This window comes from Vogesella urethralis (assembly GCF_007644045.2).
GTDB lineage: Bacteria > Pseudomonadota > Gammaproteobacteria > Burkholderiales > Chromobacteriaceae > Vogesella > Vogesella urethralis.
The window spans coordinates 97,408-112,564 of record NZ_VMDW02000051.1; the positions used below are offsets into that span (position 1 = coordinate 97,408).

Genomic DNA, 15,157 nt, shown 5'->3' on the forward strand with positions numbered 1-15,157 from the left:
GAGTAACCCTTCCGTTTCGGAACAGGGTACCCGTAGGCTCGGTATTAACGCGAGGTACGGGTGGTGGTAGTTCGCTTGAACATGGGTTTACTCCCTGCTGAATACTGGTAGGCACGATCGGATTCGAACCAACGACCCCCACCATGTCAAGGTGGTGCTCTAACCAACTGAGCTACGTGCCTGTTGTCAGGAGAGCTGATATTAGCGCTTTAGCGCCGCGCTGGCAAGCAAACAGCGGGCAATCGGCGGCAGCGGGGTGTATACTGGCGGGCTGATTTTCGGAATCCGACGAACAATATCAAGCACATGCTGAAGTTTACCCTGCACAAAACCTCGGGCGGCGCGCGCCGGGGCACACTGGAACTGAACCACGGCACAGTGGAGACCCCGGTCTTCCAGCCGGTGGGCACCTATGGCTCGGTGAAGGCGATGAGCCCGCACGAGCTGCACGACATCAAGGCCCAGATCATTCTGGGCAACACTTTCCACCTGTGGCTGCGCCCGGGCCTGGAGATCATCGAGCAGTTTGGCGGCCTGCACGACTTCATCGGCTGGGACAAACCCATCCTCACCGACTCCGGCGGCTTCCAGGTATTCAGCCTGGGCGCCATGAACAAGATTTCAGAGGAAGGCGTCACCTTCCAGAGCCCGGTCAATGGCGACAAGCTGTTCCTGTCGCCGGAAAAGTCGATGGAAATCCAGAAGGTACTGAACTCGGACATCGTAATGATCTTCGACGAATGCACGCCGGGCCAGGTTGACCACGCCACTGCCGCCAAGTCGATGCGCATGAGCCTGCGCTGGGCCGAGCGTTCGCGCCGCGCCTTCGACGACCTGAAAAACCCCAACGCGCTGTTCGGCATTGTGCAGGGCAACCTGTACCGCGACCTGCGCCAGGAATCGCTGGACGGTCTGATGGACATCGGCTTTGACGGCATTGCCGTCGGCGGGCTGTCGGTGGGCGAACCCAAGCCCGAGATGTACCGCATGCTGACCGAGCTGAAAGACATGCTGCCGGCCGAGAAGCCGCACTACCTGATGGGCGTGGGTACGCCGGAAGACCTGGTACACGGCGTGGCCAACGGCATCGACATGTTCGACTGCGTGATGCCGACCCGCAACGCCCGCAACGGCTGGATCTTCACCCAGTGGGGCGACGTGAAGATCAAGAACGCGCGCTACAAGGACGACAAGAAGCCGCTGGACGAACAGTGCGACTGCTACACCTGCCGCCACTTCAGCCGCGCCTACCTGCACCACCTGCACCGCACCGGCGAAATCCTGGGCGCGCGCCTGAACACCATCCACAATCTGCACTACTACCAGGTGCTGATGCAGGAGATGCGCGACGCCATCGACGCCGACCGCTTCCCCGACTGGCAGGCCAGCTTCCACGAACGCCGCGCGCGCGGCGTGAACTGAGCGGGTTGGCCGCAGTCCCATCGCACTGCGGCCAACCTTTGGCACGGTTGGAAAGTGGGCACGCGCTGGCTACAATGCCCCACTTGACGCTTTCATCACTCACCCGACCAACAAACACCTACATAAAGGGAGACCCCGAATGTTTATCCCCCCGGCCTTCGCCAATACCGGCGCTGCAGACTTCATGCAATTCCTGCCGATGATCGTCATTTTCATCCTGTTCTGGTTCCTGCTGGTTCGCCCGCAACAGAAAAAGATGAAAGAACACCAGAAGATGCTGTCCGAAATCATCAAGGGTGACGAAGTGGTCACCCAGGGTGGCATCATCGGCCGCGTGACCAAATGCGGCGAACAGTACCTGAGCGTGGAAATCGCCAACGGCGTGGAAATCAACGTTCAGCGCGGTGCCGTGGCTGCCAAGCTGGAAAAAGGCACCATCAAGTCCCTGTAACCCCCGGGCCGCATTGGCGGCCCTTTTCCTGTCAAGCTTTCCATGAACCGCTTCCCGATCTGGAAATACCTACTGATTGCGCTGGTGCTCGTCACCGCCACAATCTATACCCTGCCCAATTTCTTTGGCGAAACCCCGGCGGTCCAGATTTCCAGCACGCGCCAGTCCACCCCGGTGGACACCGCACTGATGGCCCGCATCGAAACCACCCTGAAGCAGCAAGGCATCGCCCCGCAAGGCATTTTCCTGGACGGCAGCAGCCTGAAAGTGCGCTTCAAGGACCCGGATACCCAAATCAAGGCGCGCGATGCCATCCAGCAAGCGCTGGGTGACACCTACATCATTGCCCTGAACCTGCTGCCGGCATCGCCGGAATGGTTGACCCGCCTGCACGCCAACCCGATGTTCCTGGGCCTGGACTTGCGCGGTGGCGTGCACTTCCTGCTGGAAGTGGACATGAAGGCCGCCGTGGATAAAACCATGGAACGCTACGCCGGCGACGTGCGCCGCGAGCTGAAGGCGGCCAAGATCCGCTATGGCGCCATCAAGCGCCAGGGTGATACCACACTGGAAGTCCAGCTGCGTGACGCCGAAACGCTGAAAGCAGCGGCCGACAAGCTGGCGCGCACCCTGCCTTCGGTCACGTTCGATAGCGACGACGCCAACTACCGCCTGACGCTGAAACTGAAACCGGAAGAAATCACCCGCATCCAGGGTGACGCCGTGAAGCAGAACATCACCACCCTGCACAACCGCGTCAACGAACTGGGCGTGGCCGAACCGGTGATCCAGCAAGCCGGCCCGAGCCGTATCGTGGTGCAACTGCCTGGCGTACAGGACACCGCCAAGGCCAAGGACATCCTGGGCCGCACCGCCACCCTGCAAGTACGCATGGTGGAGGACGACCAAGGCAAAGTAGCCGAAGCACTGGCGGGCAACCCGCCGGCTGGCTACGAGCTGCTGGACGAAGTGACCTCGCGCGGCACCGGCAAGATCCTGCTGAAGAAAGACGTCGAGCTGACCGGCGACAACATCAACTCCGCCCAGCCTGGCTTTGACCAGAACGGCGGCGCTTCGGTAGACATCGGCCTGGACAGCACCGGCGCCGAGATCTTCCGTACGCTGACCGCCGAGAACATCGGCAAGCGCATGGCCATGGTACTGGTGGAGAAAAACCGCAGCGAAGTGGTGACCGCACCGGTGATTCGCAGTGAAATCGGCGGTGGTCGCGTGCAGATTTCCGGCAGCATGAACCCGGCTGAAGCCAACGACGTGGCCCTGCTGCTGCGCGCCGGCTCGCTGGCCGCGCCGATGAACATCATCGAAGAACGCACCATCGGCCCGAGCCTGGGTAAGGAAAACATCGAGAAGGGCTTCCACTCCACGCTGTGGGGCTTTGCCGCCATCGCGGTGTTCATGGCCATTTACTACGGTGTGTTCGGCGTGATCTCGGTGATTTCGCTGGCGGCCAACCTGTTCATGCTGGTGGCGCTGCTGTCGATGCTGCAAGCCACGCTGACGCTGCCGGGCATTGCCGCCATTGCGCTGACGCTGGGTATGGCCATCGACGCCAACGTGCTGATCAACGAGCGTATCCGTGAAGAGCTGCGCAACGGCGTACCGCCGCAGTCGGCCATCCAAGCCGGTTACGGCCACGCCTGGGCCACCATTCTGGACTCGAACGTCACCACCCTGATCGCCGGCCTGGCCCTGCTGATCTTCGGCTCCGGCCCGGTACGCGGCTTTGCCGTGGTGCACTGCCTGGGCATTCTGACCTCCATGTTCTCTGCCGTGCTGGTATCCCGCGCCGTGGTGAACCTGTGGTACGGCCGCCGCCGCCGCCTGACCTCGATTTCCATCGGCCAGGTATGGAAGCCGGACAACAACTAAGGATCTGACGATGGAGTTTTTCCGCATCAAACGGGATATCCCGTTCATGAGCTACGGCAAGCTCACCACCAGCATCTCGCTGATCACCTTCATCCTGGCGGTGGTGTTCCTGTTCACCAAAGGGCTGAACCTGTCGGTGGAGTTCACCGGCGGTACGGTGATGGAGGTGCAGTACCAGCAAGCGGCCAACCTGGGTGACATCCGCCACCGCGTGGAAACGCTGAAGGTGGGCGAGGTGCAGGTGCAAAGCCTGGGCACCAGCCGCGACGTGCTGATCCGCCTGCCGAACAAGGCCGGCACCAGCTCGGCCAAGCTGTCGGAACAGGTGATGGGCCTGCTGAAAGCCGGCGACGCCAGCGTGCAGCTGCGCAAGGTGGAGTTCGTCGGCCCCAGCGTCGGGGAAGAGCTGGTAACCCACGGCCTCACCGCCATCCTGCTGGTCTGCGTGGGCATCGTGATCTACCTGGCCATCCGCTTCGAATGGCGGCTGGCGCTGTCGGCCATCATTGCCAACATGCACGACGTGGTGATCATCCTGGGTTGCTTTGCCTTCTTCCAGTGGGAGTTCAGCCTCACCGTGCTGGCCGGCGTGCTGGCGGTACTGGGTTACTCGGTCAACGAATCGGTAGTGGTGTTTGACCGTATCCGCGAAAACTTCCGCCGCCCGGCCATGCGTGGCCGCAGCACTGCCGAAGTGATCGACAACGCCATTACCGCCACCATGAGCCGTACCTTCATCACCCACGGCTCCACCGAGACCATGGTGCTGTCCATGCTGCTGTTCGGCGGCCCGGCACTGCACGGCTTTGCCATGGCGCTGACCATCGGCATCGTGTTCGGCATCTACTCGTCGGTACTGGTGGCCAGCCCGCTGGCACTGGCGCTGGGTACTACCCGCGAGCACATGGTGAAAGTGGTGAAGCCGAAAGAAGAAGCGGTGGTGTAAGCCCCGCCCGTTGCCAGGGTTGGCCGCACGCGGCCAACCTTGCCAGCGCTGCATCTACCCAAACCCTGCCTCTGGCAGGGTTTGTCCTCCCCCAAACGTACGACGGTGCCTTGCAAGGCCGGGTTGTCACCAGCCCTGCCCTGCCAGCCACTGCAAAGCAAGACCATGGAACTGATTACCTTCCTGATCGATTTTATCCTGCACATCGACACCCATTTGGCCACACTCGTCGCCAACTACGGGCCGTGGATCTACTTCATCCTGTTCCTGATCGTATTCTGCGAAACCGGGCTGGTGGTCACCCCGTTCCTGCCTGGCGACTCGCTGTTGTTCGTGGCCGGTGCCCTGGCCGCCATGGGGCAGATGAACGTCCATCTGCTGGTGGCCTTGCTGATCGTCGCGGCCATTCTGGGCGACGGCGTCAATTACGCCATCGGTCGCCACATTGGCATGAAGCTGTTTGCACGCTTTCCACGACTGCTGAAACAGTCGTACCTGGACAAGACCCACGCTTTCTACGAAAAGCACGGCGGCAAAACCATCATCTTTGCCCGTTTCGTGCCCATCGTGCGTACATTTGCGCCGTTCGTGGCGGGCATTGGCCGCATGGAGTACCGCCAGTTTCTCAGCTACAACGTCATCGGCGCGCTGCTGTGGGTAATCGGCTTTACCTACGCCGGGTTTTACTTCGGCAATATGCCGTTCGTACGCAAGAACCTGGAATACCTGATTTTCGGCATCATCATCGTGTCGATGCTGCCGGCCATCATCGAAGTAATACGCCACCGCCGTGCCGCGCGCAAAATCTGACTTTTAGCCACGAAACACTCGGATAGCACGGAAAGACACCACGGGCCCGGCAAGCAACGCACGGGCACCGCCGGCCGGCTGCACCCGACACGGCTTTGCCGCTGTTTCGTGGCTTTTGCTGAACCGAAGTACTTTCCGCGCCCTTGATGGCAAAAAATGTTTTGCCTTTTCCGTTGCCAACACAGAGCTTCAGTGCATGAAACGCATCCAGAAACTGCCCGATCACCTTGTCAACCAGATCGCCGCCGGCGAGGTGGTGGAACGCCCGGCGTCGGCGCTGAAGGAAATGATGGAAAACAGCCTGGACGCCGGCGCCAGCAAGGTCACCGTTGACCTGGCGCAGGGTGGCATCAAGCTGATCCGCGTCACCGACAACGGCAACGGCATTACCGCCGACGACCTGCCGCTGGCGCTGGACCGCCACGCCACCAGCAAAATCGCCAGCCTGGACGACCTGGAAAGCGTGGCCACACTGGGCTTTCGCGGCGAGGGCCTGGCCAGCGTGGCCTCGGTATCGCGCCTGACGCTCACCAGCCGACCGCACGACGCCGAGCACGCGCACCAGATCATCGCCATCGATGGCACCCTGCACCCGGTAGAGCCAGCCGCCCACCCGGCCGGCACCAGCGTGGAAGTGGTCGACCTGTACTTCAACACGCCGGCTCGACGCAAATTCCTGAAGAGCGACAACACCGAATACGCCCACTGCGCGGCAACGTTCGAGCGCATTGCGCTGGCACACCCGCAGGTGGAGTTCACGCTGCGCCACAATGGCAAGGTGATCTGGCGCCTGCCGCAGCAAAGTGTGGCCGAGCGCGTCGGCGCGCTGCTGGGCAAAGACTTTGTCGAAGCCGCGCTACCGCTGGACACCCAGGCCGCAGGCCTGGGCCTGACCGGCTTCGTGGCCAGCCCCACGTACTCCAAGGCCAACCGCGACGCGCAGTACTTCTTTGTCAACGGCCGCTTCGTGCGTGACAAGACCGCGCAGCACGCGCTGCGCCAAGCCTACCGCGACGTATTGCACCACGAACGCCACCCGGCCTACGCGCTGTTCTTCACGCTGGACCCGGCCGGGGTAGACGTCAACGTACACCCCACCAAGATCGAAGTGCGCTTCCGCGAAAGCCAGGCGGTGCACCAGTTCCTGTTTCACAGCGTGCACCGCGCGTTGGCCGCCACCACCGCCGGCGCCAGCCCTGCGGTGCAGCTGCCCGGCCAGACCGCCGGCGACACGCAGCTCGCGCCCGCCGCACCCCAGGCAGCGCCAGCTGGCATCGCCCCCACGGCCAGCACAACGGCACCGCAACAAGCCGGTCTGTTCCCGCCGCGCAGCGCGGCCAACGTTGGCCGCACGCCGCCAGCGCAGCCGTTCCGTTACGAGCAGCAACGCATGCCACTGGAAGTGGCGCGCGAAGCCATCGGCATCTACGACAAGCAGTTTGCCGGCCTGCGTGAACAGGAGCGCAGCCAGCCGTCAGCCGTCACCCTGCCGCAAGCGCCGGCCGCCGCCAGCACGACCCAAGCCGCCAGCCCGGCGCTGCCGGAAGCCAGCGACGGCATCCCGCCACTGGGCTTTGCGCTGGCCCAACTGCACGGCGTGTACATCCTCAGCCAGTGCGAGGATGGTCTGATCGTGGTGGACATGCACGCCGCGCACGAACGCATCGTATACGAGCGCCTGAAAACCGCACTGGAAACCGACGCCATCCCGATGCAGCCCTTGCTGCTGCCGGTATCGTTTGCCGCCGACCGTTTTGAAGTGGCGACGGTAGAAGAATACGGCGACGCCATGAAAAAGTTGGGCGTCGAACTGGCCGTGCTGTCACCCACGCAGGTAGCCGTACGCGGCATGCCGGTATGGCTGAAGGAAGGTAATGCCGTCGAGCTTGCGCGGGCGGTGCTGAAAGACGTGCGCGAACACGGCCTGACCCAGGTGATGACCGAACGCCGCAACGAGCTGCTGGCCACCATGGCCTGCCATGGCGCGGTACGCGCCAACCGCCAGCTGACGCTGCCGGAAATGAACGCCCTGCTGCGTGACATGGAAGCCACCGAGCGCTCCGGGCAGTGCAACCACGGTCGCCCCACCTGGAGTCGTCTCGGCATGCGTGATCTGGATGCACTATTTATGCGCGGTCAATAAGTCCTTACCGGTCAAACAATGCAACAAAAAAGCCCGACACCAGTCGGGCTTTTTCTTCAGGTAGTCACGGCGCCGGCGTACATACCATGCCAGCCGGACACGCAGGTGGCGTGGGCTCGCTGCTGGCGGCATTGGCCGCCGCTTTCACGCCGGCAGCAGTCACATCCACCGCCGTGCCCACTACCGTCGCCCCCACAGATACTGCCGTGGACGCCACCGATACCGCCGCGCTGGCAACCGACACCGCGGCACACCCCGTCATCTGCGTGGCTGCCAGCAGCAACGCGAGCTGTTTCATGCGCATCCTGATTCTCCTGCCCTGAAAAGGCCATTGTACGGACTGACCGACCAGGCCGCCGCACAAAAAAACAAACCCCCGACGAGCGGGGGTTTTGTCTGCGGGCATGCCCCTAAGGGCGCCACCGGAAACCAGCTTATTTCAGCTTGGTTTCTTTGTACACAACATGCTTGCGAGCAACGGGATCAAATTTTTTGATCTCCATTTTTTCCGGCATGGTGCGCTTGTTTTTGGTGGTGGTGTAGAAATGACCAGTACCTGCAGTCGATTCCAGTTTGATCTTGTCGCGCATGGCTAATCCTTAAGCTTCGGTCGAGTTAATTACAGTTCGCCGCGAGCACGCAGGTCGGCCAGAACTGCATCGATGCCTACCTTGTCAATAGTACGCAGAGCAGCGTTGGAGATACGCAGACGTACCCAACGGTTTTCGCTCTCTACCCAGAACTTGCGGTACTGCAGGTTCGGCAGAAAACGACGCTTAGTTTTGTTATTGGCGTGGGACACATTGTTCCCGGTCATCGGACGCTTGCCGGTGACTTTGCAAACACGCGCCATGGTTAATCACTCCCAAAAGCCGGTAAAAGAAAGACTTATACCATATCAAAGGGCTCAAAGACAAGCACCAGCAGCGGCATCAAGCCGGCTGGCCACGTAATGTGTGGTCAGAGCCCAACCAAAGAAGGCGTGCATGATACCGCAGCTGTGCCATTCACGCAGCAAAAAACTGCAAGCACGCACCAAGGCCACCCTTGGCCCGGCGCAAGACAAAAAGACTGGTACCACAGCAGCTTAGCTGCGCATACCGCTCTCTTGCGCTTCCCTGCTCATGACGATGTGCCGTGAGCCGGCAAGTTACGCATCACTCTCTATACTGAGCCACAGGCATTGCCTGCACACTCACACTTTATCCATGATGGCAAGCCGGATTTGCCGCGTTTGCCCCATTCAAAAAAAAGTGTGTTTCGGTTAAAATCCCGGATTCTCATAGAGCCGTAATCCCATGACCAAGTACATCTTCGTAACCGGTGGTGTGGTGTCCTCCCTGGGCAAGGGCATCGCCGCCGCGTCCATCGCCGCCATTCTCGAATCCCGCGGACTCAAGGTCACCATGCTGAAGCTTGATCCGTACATCAACGTCGATCCGGGCACCATGAGCCCGTTCCAGCACGGTGAGGTGTTCGTGACCGAAGACGGCGCCGAGACTGACCTCGACCTCGGTCATTACGAGCGCTTCATCCACGCCAAGATGAAGAAGAGCAACAACTTCACCACTGGCCAGATCTACGAATCCGTGATCACCAAGGAGCGCCGTGGCGACTACCTGGGTGGCACCGTGCAGGTGATCCCGCACATTACCGACGAGATCAAGCTGAAAGTGCGCGAAGGCGCCGGTGACGTTGACGTGGCCATCGTGGAAATCGGCGGTACCGTAGGCGATATCGAGTCGCTGCCGTTCCTGGAAGCCATCCGCCAGATGCGCTCCAACCTGGGCCGCAAGAACACCCTGTTCGTGCACCTGTCCTACGTGCCGTACATCGCCACCGCTGGCGAGATCAAAACCAAGCCGACGCAGCACTCGGTAAAAGAGATGCGCGAAATCGGCATCCAGCCGGACATCCTGCTGTGCCGCATGGACCGCGAGCTGCCGGAAGACGAAAAACGCAAGATCGCCCTGTTCTGTAACGTCGAAGAAAACGCCGTCATCGGCTGCTACGACGCCGACTCCATCTACAAGGTACCGGGCATGCTGCACGCCCAGGGTATCGACGCCATCATCGCCGACCAGCTGCAGCTGGACCTGCCGGCGGCCGACCTGAGCGTGTGGAACGGCATCATCGACGCCATCGAGAACCCGGATCACACCGTGAACATCGCCATGGTGGGCAAGTACGTCGACCTGACCGAATCGTACAAGTCGCTGTCCGAAGCGCTGAAACACGCCGGCGTGCACACCCGCACCAACGTCAACATCATCTATGTCGATTCCGAAGAGATCGAGCGCGACGGCGCCGAGTCGCTGAAAGACATGGACGCCATCCTGGTACCGGGCGGCTTCGGCAAGCGCGGCGTAGAAGGCAAGATCAAGGCAGTGAAGTTTGCCCGCGAGAACAACATCCCTTACCTGGGCATCTGCCTGGGCATGCAAATCGCGCTGATCGAGTACGCTCGTGACGTGGCCGGCATGCAGGGTGCCAACTCTACCGAATTCGATCTGGAAACCGACTACCCGGTCGTGGCGCTGATCGACGAGTGGGTCAACCACGACGGCAAGATCGAAAAGCGTGACGAGAACTCGAATCTGGGCGGCACCATGCGCCTGGGCAGCCAGCAATGCGACCTGACCGAAGGTTCGCTGGCGGCACGCGTGTACGGCAACACCGTCATCACCGAGCGTCACCGTCACCGTTACGAAGTGAACAACCACTACGTACAGCGCCTGTCGGATGCCGGCCTGACCATCAGCGGCGTGTCCGCCGGTCACGAGAAACTGGTAGAAACCATCGAGCTGGCCAATCACCGCTGGTTCTTTGCCTGCCAGTTCCACCCGGAATTCACCTCCACCCCGCGTGATGGCCACCCGCTGTTCATTGCCTACGTGAAGGCAGCGCTGGCCCACCAGCAGGACAAAGCCAAGGCTTGATCAGCGTCTGACTGATTCCGCCTGTTAACGGTTGGCCGCAGCTCGTGCAGATTCCTGCAAGACTTGCGGCCAACCTCGCCTTGAAAGGACACCCCATGAAACTCGCCGGTTTTGACGTTGGCCTGGACCAACCGCTGTTCCTGATTGCAGGCCCCTGCGTGATCGAAAGCGAACAGCTGGCCCTGGATACCGCTGGTCAGCTGAAAGAAATCACCAGTGCGCTGGGCATCCCCTTCATCTACAAATCCAGTTTCGACAAGGCCAACCGCTCGTCCGGCAAGTCCTTCCGCGGCTTCGGCATGGAAGAAGGCCTGCGCATTCTGGATAAGGTACGCAGCCAGATTGGCGTACCGGTACTGACCGACGTGCACACCGAAGAACAGGTACCACACGTGGCCGCCGTGGTGGATGTGCTGCAAACGCCGGCCTTCCTGGCGCGCCAGACCGACTTCATCCGCGCCGTCGCCGTGTGCGGCAAGCCGGTCAACATCAAGAAGGGCCAGTTCATGGCGCCGGGCGACATGAAACACGTGATCGACAAAGCCCGCGAAGCCGCACTGGAAGCCGGCCTGAACCCGGACAGCTTCATGGCCTGCGAACGCGGTGCGTCGTTCGGCTACAACAACCTGGTGTCCGATATGCGCAGCCTGGCCATCATGCGCGAAACCGGTTGCCCGGTGGTGTTTGACGCCACCCACTCGGTACAGCTGCCCGGCGGCCAGGGCACCAGCTCCGGCGGCCAGCGCGAATTCGTGCCGGTACTGGCCCGCGCTGCCATTGCTACCGGCGTGGCCGGCCTGTTTATGGAAACCCACCCGGACCCGGCCTGCGCCAAGTCCGACGGACCCAATGCCTGGCCACTGGGTCGCATGAAGGAACTGCTGGCGACGCTGCAGGCGATCGACGCCCTGGTGAAGGGACAGCCCTTCGCCGAACAATCGCTGTAACAGGTTGACTCCACGGCCAGCCTGCTCCAAGGTTGGCCGCACCGTATCCCGGTTTGACTAACCTTGACACCCTGAAGGAAACACTCATGAGTGCGATCATCGACGTGATTGCCCGCGAAATCCTGGACTCGCGCGGTAACCCGACTGTTGAAGCTGATGTACTGCTGGAATCCGGCGTAATGGGCCGTGCTGCCGTACCGTCCGGTGCCTCCACCGGCGAGAAAGAAGCACTGGAACTGCGCGACGGCGACAAAGGTCGCTACCTGGGCAAGGGCGTGCTGAAGGCGGTTGAGAACATCAACACCGAAATCTGCGAAGCCATCGTCGGCCTGGACGCCTCTGACCAAGCCTTCATCGACAAGACCCTGATCGAGCTGGACGGCACTGAAACCAAAGCCCGCCTGGGCGCCAACGCCATGCTGGCCGTATCGATGGCTGTGGCCCGCGCCGCTGCCGAAGACGCCGGCCTGCCGCTGTACCGCTACTTGGGTGGCGCCGGCCCGATGGCGCTGCCGGTACCGATGATGAACGTTATCAACGGTGGTGCACACGCCAACAACACCCTGGACATCCAGGAATTCATGATCGTGCCGGTGGGCGCGGCTACCTTCCGCGAAGCCCTGCGCTGTGGCGCCGAGATCTTCCACGCGCTGAAGAAACTGTGCGACGGCAAAGGCTACGCCACCACCGTCGGTGACGAAGGCGGTTTCGCCCCGAACCTGACCAGCCACGAAGAAGCCATCAAGCTGATTCTGGAAGCCATCGACGCTGCCGGTTACGTTGCCGGCCAGGACGTGATGCTGGCCCTGGACTGCGCGTCCAGCGAGTTCTACAAAGACGGCAAGTACCACCTGACCGCCGAAGGCCTGGCGCTGACTTCCGAGCAGTTTGCCGACTACCTGGAAACCCTGGCCAACAACTACCCGATCATCTCCATCGAAGATGGCATGAGCGAACACGACTGGGCCGGCTGGAAAGTGCTGACCGACCGTCTGGGCGACCGCATCCAGCTGGTAGGTGACGACCTGTTCGTGACCAACCCGTCCATCCTGGCCAAAGGCATCGAAGGCGGCCTGGCCAACTCGCTGCTGGTAAAAGTGAACCAGATCGGCACCCTGTCCGAAACCCTGAAGGCGGTAGACCTGGCCAAGCGTTCGCGCTACACCAGCGTGATGAGCCACCGTTCCGGCGAAACCGAAGACAGCACCATCGCCGACCTGGCCGTGGCCACCAACTGCATGCAGATCAAGACCGGCTCGCTGTCGCGCTCCGACCGCATGGCCAAGTACAACCAGCTGCTGCGTATCGAAGAAGAGCTGGGTGATGCTGCCTACTACCCGGGCGGTAACGCCTTCTATCACCTGAAGAAGTAATCATGCGACGCCTGACCCTGATGCTGTTGGTGTTACTTGCCGCCTTGCAGTGGCCGCTGTGGCTGGGCAAAGGCAGCTGGCTCAGGGTCTGGCAGCTTGATAAACAGGTAGAAGAGCAGCGTGCGGCCAACCTGGTACTGGTTCGCCGCAACGCTGCCCTGGATGCCGAAGTACGTGATCTAAAGCAAGGAACGGCGGCAATAGAAGAGCGCGCCCGCAACGAACTTGGCATGATTCGCCAAGGTGAGGTATTTTTCCAGCTTCTAGATACGGCCAATGCGGGCAACAATAAGCCATAGCAGGCATTGACGCCCCCGCGGCCACTACCGATAACGATATAAATGGCAGGCTACAAAGGCTACAGGGTCTGGTCTATGACGACACACAATCCCATCGATACCGCGCGGGAAACGCTGAAACAGCTCACCATGCGCAAGCTGTTGCCCACACCGGACAACTTCGAGCGTGTGTACTGCGAGATCGCCCAGCTTCCTTCCGAAGCACGCAAGAACAAACTGGCCGAATTGCTGCTGCGCGCATTCGAAACCCTGCCAGTCGCCGAGTCTGCCTACAAAATCGCCCTGACCAAACTGCGCAAGGCGGTGGAAGACGAAAAGTGGGAGCTGGTGCCACAACTGGCGATGGACCTCACCATCCTGCACCAGCGCAGCCGCGAAATTACGCAGAACTGGGGCCAGCTGGTGCTGGACCTGATCCGCGCCTGGGAAACCCGCACCCCTGACATGGGGCAGCGCTACAAGCAGTCGGCGCTGGAACGCGTCATCGCCACCTTCGGCAACAACCCGGACGAGCTCAACGAAAAACTGGCCAACCTGTCGCGCAGCTGGCTGCAAGCCGGCAGTGCCGCGCCGGCGCCCGGCATTGAAGTAGCCGGCATCGACGAAGACACCACTGCCCCGCAGGCTGCCGCCAGCCCGCTACAGGCAACCGCGGCGGCCAACCCTGCCGCCAGCCAGTGGCAAGCGTGGCAGGAGGTGCTGCAGTACGCCCTGAAGTTCGGCATCGAACCGCGCCTGGTGCACTACCCGGAAATGATGCCGCTGTTTGACGAGGTGCAGCAGGCACTGCAGGCGGTGCGCAGCGACGACGCCATCACCGGTTTCTTTCCGGCCCTGCGCGCGTTCCTGATCCGCCTGGAGCTGGTATCGCAAGACGACAAACGCCTGGTGTCCGGCCTGTCCGGCCTGATGCAGCTGATGCTGCAAAACGTGGCCGAGCTGAACCGCTCCGACAGCTACCTGGTAGGCCAGATCGCCAGCCTGCAGCAGATCCTCTCGCAACCGAATATCTCGATCCAGCACATCTACCAGCTGGAATCCAGCCTGAAGGAAGTGATCCACAAGCAAGGCAGCCTGCGCCATTCGCTGGACGAAGCCACCAGCTCGCTGCGCGCCTTGCTGGACACCTTCATCGACAAGCTGTCGCTGATGACTGACCACACCGGCGACTTCCACCAGCGCATCAGCGGCCATAGCGAGCGCATCAAGCAATCGCAGAACGCCGGCGAACTCACCAGCATCCTGCAAGACCTGCTGGCCGACACCGCCAGCATGCAAAGCAACCTGAAGCAGTCGCACAGCGAACTGGTGGCCGCACGCCAGGACGTGCAATCGGCGCAAACCCGCATCAGCGAGCTGGAAAAAGCCCTGGAAGCCGCCAGCGCCAAGGTGAAGGAAGACCAGCTGACCGGCGCCTTCAACCGCCGCGGCCTGGAAGAACACTTCGACCGCGAAATCCACCGCGCCGAGCGCAGCGGCCAACCGCTGTCGGTAGCGCTGATCGATGTGGACAACTTCAAGCAGCTGAACGACCGCTACGGCCACCTCACCGGTGACGATGTGCTGAAGTACCTGGTAGACATGATGCACCACAGCCTGCGCACCTCGGACATCGTGGGCCGCTTCGGTGGCGAGGAATTCGTGGTGATCCTGCCCGACACCCCGGTGAACGAGGCAGTCGAGCTGGTACAGCGCCTGCAGCGCGAGCTCACCAAGAACTTCTTCCTGGCCAACCAGGACAAGCTGGTGGTGACCTTCAGTGCCGGCGTGGCGCTGTGGCACCGTGGCGAGCGCGACTGTGACGTGATCGAACGCGCCGACCGCGCCATGTACCAGGCCAAGCTGGCCGGCAAGAACCGCACGCTGTCGGCCGAAAACTGAGCGTGTGGCAGCAAACAAAAACGGGGCGTCTGCCCCGTTTTTTCATGGTGTGCGGC

Annotated in this window: 14 protein-coding genes and 1 tRNA gene; 11 read left to right on the forward strand and 4 right to left on the reverse strand. The window is 61.5% G+C overall.

Features of this window, described 5'->3' with window-relative positions; genetic code table 11:
* Positions 1-105 precede the first annotated feature (105 nt).
* Positions 106-182, reverse strand: a tRNA-Val gene (locus tag FLQ03_RS02935).
* 124 nt (positions 183-306) lie between these two features.
* On the opposite strand from FLQ03_RS02935, the gene tgt reads away from it, so the two are divergent.
* From tgt to mutL, 6 genes are all read left to right on the forward strand, one after another.
* A complete protein-coding gene (tgt, locus tag FLQ03_RS02940) occupies positions 307-1,422 on the forward strand; it encodes a tRNA guanosine(34) transglycosylase Tgt (RefSeq protein WP_144371896.1) in 1,116 nt (371 codons plus the stop codon).
* A gap of 139 nt (positions 1,423-1,561) precedes the next feature.
* On the forward strand, positions 1,562-1,873 hold the full coding sequence (gene yajC, locus FLQ03_RS02945) for a preprotein translocase subunit YajC (RefSeq protein ID WP_144371897.1): 312 nt from the start codon (positions 1,562-1,564) through the stop codon (positions 1,871-1,873).
* A 42-nt stretch (positions 1,874-1,915) separates the two neighbouring features.
* Positions 1,916-3,763, forward strand: coding sequence for a protein translocase subunit SecD (gene secD / locus FLQ03_RS02950; protein ID WP_144371898.1), 1,848 nt, complete (start codon positions 1,916-1,918; stop codon positions 3,761-3,763).
* A gap of 10 nt (positions 3,764-3,773) precedes the next feature.
* Positions 3,774-4,709, forward strand: a complete 936-nt coding sequence (gene secF, locus FLQ03_RS02955) for a protein translocase subunit SecF (protein WP_144371899.1) — start codon at positions 3,774-3,776, stop codon at positions 4,707-4,709.
* 171 nt (positions 4,710-4,880) lie between these two features.
* Positions 4,881-5,519: a DedA family protein gene (locus FLQ03_RS02960; RefSeq protein WP_206210841.1), complete on the forward strand. Its 639-nt coding sequence runs from the start codon at positions 4,881-4,883 to the stop codon at positions 5,517-5,519.
* Positions 5,520-5,715: 196 nt separating this feature from the next.
* Positions 5,716-7,662 (forward strand): DNA mismatch repair endonuclease MutL, encoded by a 1,947-nt coding sequence (mutL, locus tag FLQ03_RS02965; RefSeq protein ID WP_144371901.1) that lies wholly within the window; start codon positions 5,716-5,718, stop codon positions 7,660-7,662.
* A gap of 64 nt (positions 7,663-7,726) precedes the next feature.
* Here mutL and FLQ03_RS02970 read toward each other — a convergent pair whose 3' ends face one another.
* The 3 genes from FLQ03_RS02970 to rpmB form a co-directional block, all read right to left on the reverse strand.
* Entirely contained in the window at positions 7,727-7,960 is a 234-nt protein-coding gene (locus FLQ03_RS02970) for a hypothetical protein (RefSeq protein WP_144371902.1), read from the reverse strand.
* 136 nt (positions 7,961-8,096) lie between these two features.
* A complete protein-coding gene (gene rpmG / locus FLQ03_RS02975) occupies positions 8,097-8,252 on the reverse strand; it encodes a 50S ribosomal protein L33 (RefSeq protein WP_144371903.1) in 156 nt (51 codons plus the stop codon).
* A 29-nt stretch (positions 8,253-8,281) separates the two neighbouring features.
* On the reverse strand, positions 8,282-8,515 hold the full coding sequence (gene rpmB / locus FLQ03_RS02980; protein ID WP_026107616.1) for a 50S ribosomal protein L28: 234 nt from the start codon (positions 8,513-8,515) through the stop codon (positions 8,282-8,284).
* Between the two features lie 445 nt (positions 8,516-8,960).
* Here rpmB and FLQ03_RS02985 point away from each other — a divergent pair, with 445 nt between their 5' ends.
* The 5 genes from FLQ03_RS02985 (at position 8,961) to FLQ03_RS03005 (ending at position 15,101) form a co-directional block, all read left to right on the forward strand.
* Positions 8,961-10,601, forward strand: a complete 1,641-nt coding sequence (locus tag FLQ03_RS02985; RefSeq protein ID WP_144371904.1) for a CTP synthase — start codon at positions 8,961-8,963, stop codon at positions 10,599-10,601.
* A 95-nt stretch (positions 10,602-10,696) separates the two neighbouring features.
* Entirely contained in the window at positions 10,697-11,548 is an 852-nt protein-coding gene (gene kdsA / locus FLQ03_RS02990) for a 3-deoxy-8-phosphooctulonate synthase (protein WP_144371905.1), read from the forward strand.
* Positions 11,549-11,634: 86 nt separating this feature from the next.
* A complete protein-coding gene (gene eno / locus FLQ03_RS02995; protein ID WP_144371906.1) occupies positions 11,635-12,921 on the forward strand; it encodes a phosphopyruvate hydratase in 1,287 nt (428 codons plus the stop codon).
* Between the two features lie 2 nt (positions 12,922-12,923).
* Positions 12,924-13,220, forward strand: a complete 297-nt coding sequence (gene ftsB, locus FLQ03_RS03000; protein WP_144371907.1) for a cell division protein FtsB — start codon at positions 12,924-12,926, stop codon at positions 13,218-13,220.
* 75 nt (positions 13,221-13,295) lie between these two features.
* Positions 13,296-15,101: a GGDEF domain-containing protein gene (locus FLQ03_RS03005; RefSeq protein WP_144371908.1), complete on the forward strand. Its 1,806-nt coding sequence runs from the start codon at positions 13,296-13,298 to the stop codon at positions 15,099-15,101.
* The last annotated feature ends 56 nt before the right edge of the window (positions 15,102-15,157 follow it).

Bases quoted from the DNA above. Each gene is read 5' to 3' on its own strand.
- tgt (WP_144371896.1), top strand. From the start codon at position 307: ATGCTGAAGTTTACCCTGCACAAAACCTCGGGCGGCGCGCGCCGGGGC.
- yajC (WP_144371897.1), top strand. From the start codon at position 1,562: ATGTTTATCCCCCCGGCCTTCGCCAATACCGGCGCTGCAGACTTCATG.
- secD (WP_144371898.1), top strand. From the start codon at position 1,916: ATGAACCGCTTCCCGATCTGGAAATACCTACTGATTGCGCTGGTGCTC.
- secF (WP_144371899.1), top strand. From the start codon at position 3,774: ATGGAGTTTTTCCGCATCAAACGGGATATCCCGTTCATGAGCTACGGC.
- mutL (WP_144371901.1), top strand. From the start codon at position 5,716: ATGAAACGCATCCAGAAACTGCCCGATCACCTTGTCAACCAGATCGCC.
- FLQ03_RS02970 (WP_144371902.1), bottom strand. From the start codon at position 7,960: ATGAAACAGCTCGCGTTGCTGCTGGCAGCCACGCAGATGACGGGGTGT.
- rpmG (WP_144371903.1), bottom strand. From the start codon at position 8,252: ATGCGCGACAAGATCAAACTGGAATCGACTGCAGGTACTGGTCATTTC.
- rpmB (WP_026107616.1), bottom strand. From the start codon at position 8,515: ATGGCGCGTGTTTGCAAAGTCACCGGCAAGCGTCCGATGACCGGGAAC.
- FLQ03_RS02985 (WP_144371904.1), top strand. From the start codon at position 8,961: ATGACCAAGTACATCTTCGTAACCGGTGGTGTGGTGTCCTCCCTGGGC.
- kdsA (WP_144371905.1), top strand. From the start codon at position 10,697: ATGAAACTCGCCGGTTTTGACGTTGGCCTGGACCAACCGCTGTTCCTG.
- eno (WP_144371906.1), top strand. From the start codon at position 11,635: ATGAGTGCGATCATCGACGTGATTGCCCGCGAAATCCTGGACTCGCGC.
- ftsB (WP_144371907.1), top strand. From the start codon at position 12,924: ATGCGACGCCTGACCCTGATGCTGTTGGTGTTACTTGCCGCCTTGCAG.
- FLQ03_RS03005 (WP_144371908.1), top strand. From the start codon at position 13,296: ATGACGACACACAATCCCATCGATACCGCGCGGGAAACGCTGAAACAG.